The sequence below is a fragment of the Mesorhizobium sp. M7A.F.Ca.CA.004.06.1.1 genome (assembly GCF_003999135.1).
Taxonomy (GTDB): Bacteria; Pseudomonadota; Alphaproteobacteria; order Rhizobiales; family Rhizobiaceae; genus Mesorhizobium.
In genome coordinates this window covers 1-1,580 of the sequence record NZ_RZPQ01001042.1, presented here as the reverse complement: position 1 = coordinate 1,580, position 1,580 = coordinate 1, and the positions used below count along the sequence as shown (strand labels likewise).

2 protein-coding genes are annotated in these 1,580 nt (G+C 58.9%); one reads left to right on the top strand and one right to left on the bottom strand.

What is annotated here, in order from left to right; genetic code table 11:
- Window positions 1-131: 131 nt before the first annotated feature.
- Window positions 132-461: a phasin family protein gene (locus tag EN906_RS33585; protein ID WP_013531776.1), complete on the bottom strand. Its 330-nt coding sequence runs from the start codon at window positions 459-461 to the stop codon at window positions 132-134.
- A gap of 285 nt (window positions 462-746) precedes the next feature.
- On the opposite strand from EN906_RS33585, the gene EN906_RS33580 reads away from it, so the two are divergent.
- On the top strand, window positions 747-1,580 hold an 834-nt coding region (locus tag EN906_RS33580; RefSeq protein ID WP_164777586.1), incomplete at its 3' end, for a D-alanyl-D-alanine carboxypeptidase family protein.

Below are 1,580 nucleotides of genomic sequence, written 5' to 3'. Positions count from 1 at the left end.
GAAGGGGCGCGAGGCTCTGGAGCGAAAATTGACACGAAAAAGCCCGGCCGCGTTTCCGCGGCCGGGCTTTTTCTCGGGTTCAAAGGCTCAATCTGGGTCACGTCAGGCGAAATCAGTTCGCCCGGGCGAAATTACTTCGCCTTGGCAACGATCGATTCGAATGGCTTGTAAGCTTCCTTGGCGAGTTCGGCATACAGATCGCCGATCTTGGTGGCCTCGGCGACGAACGCCTCATAAGACTGCTTGGCGTAGTCCGACTGGATCTCGATCGCCTTTTCCAGCGACTTGGCTGAAAACAGCTTCTCCACAGTGGCGCTGCCGGTTTCAAAACTCTTCTTGGTGTATTCACCAGCCTCGGTGGCAATCGCCTGCGCGCCCTTGGACAGCGACGCGAAGCTCTTCAATCCGGTGTCGGCGAACTCTTTGCCGTATTTGCTGAAGTCCTCATAGGTCTGGGTCATTTCACGATTCCCTTGACGGTTGAAGCGTCCTTCTTCGGGGCGCCCTTGTGCAATGCAAGATAATATATTGTGCGCCGCACAAAAGTCAAGATTCCGCGGGCTTGCGGGCCCGCCTGCGCAGCCAATGGCTAAAAATCGAATAAAGAGAACCTCAAGCCCGAAGAAAATGGTGAACGCGGCGGTTACCATAAACGGATTGGTAACGCTGCGCCGGTAGCTTGACCGGAAGCGAGGCAGGACCCTTTGCCGCCTCCAACGCAACGAAGAAATCCAAGGGAAGTACCAGTGCGTAAGGCGTTGTTGGGCATCGTTTCCAAATCCACCTCCCCTCTCAAAACGATGATGATCGTCGCCTTGGCGATGACATTCGTTTTTGGCGACGTTGCCTCGTCGCTGGCGGCCAGGCAGGCGGCCATCGTCGTGGATGCCAAGACCGGCAAGGTGCTTTACTCCGCAGATGCCAACGGCAGGCGCTACCCAGCTTCGCTGACCAAGATGATGACGCTGTATCTGACCTTCGAAGCGATGGCGAAGGGCAAGATCAGCAGGAACACGCCAGTGGTGTTTTCCGCCAAGGCCTCCGCCGAGGCGCCGACGAAACTTGGCGTGAAGCCGGGCGGTTCCGTCACGGTCGAGACCGCGATCCTGTCGATCGTCACCAAATCGGCGAACGACTCGGCCACCGCGCTCGGCGAAATGCTCGGCGGCAATGAAACCACTTTTGCCCGCATGATGACCGCCAAGGCGCGTGCGCTGGGCATGAACGGCACCGTATTTAGAAACGCCAATGGCCTGCCCGACCCCGGCCAGTTCACCACCGCGCGCGACATGGCGACGCTCGGCATCGCGCTGCGCGAGCATTTTCCGCAGTATTACGGCTATTTCTCGCAGCGCTCCTTTCTCTACGGACGCAAGCGCATCAACGGCCACAACCGCCTGCTTGGACGTATCAAGGGTGTCGACGGCATCAAGACGGGCTACACCCGCGCCTCCGGCTTCAACCTCGTCTCGTCGGTTTCCGATGGCAATCGCCGCATCGTCGGCGTGGTCATGGGCGGCACCTCGGGCGGCAGCCGTGACAATCAGATGGCCAACCTGATCAACACCTATCTGCCGAGG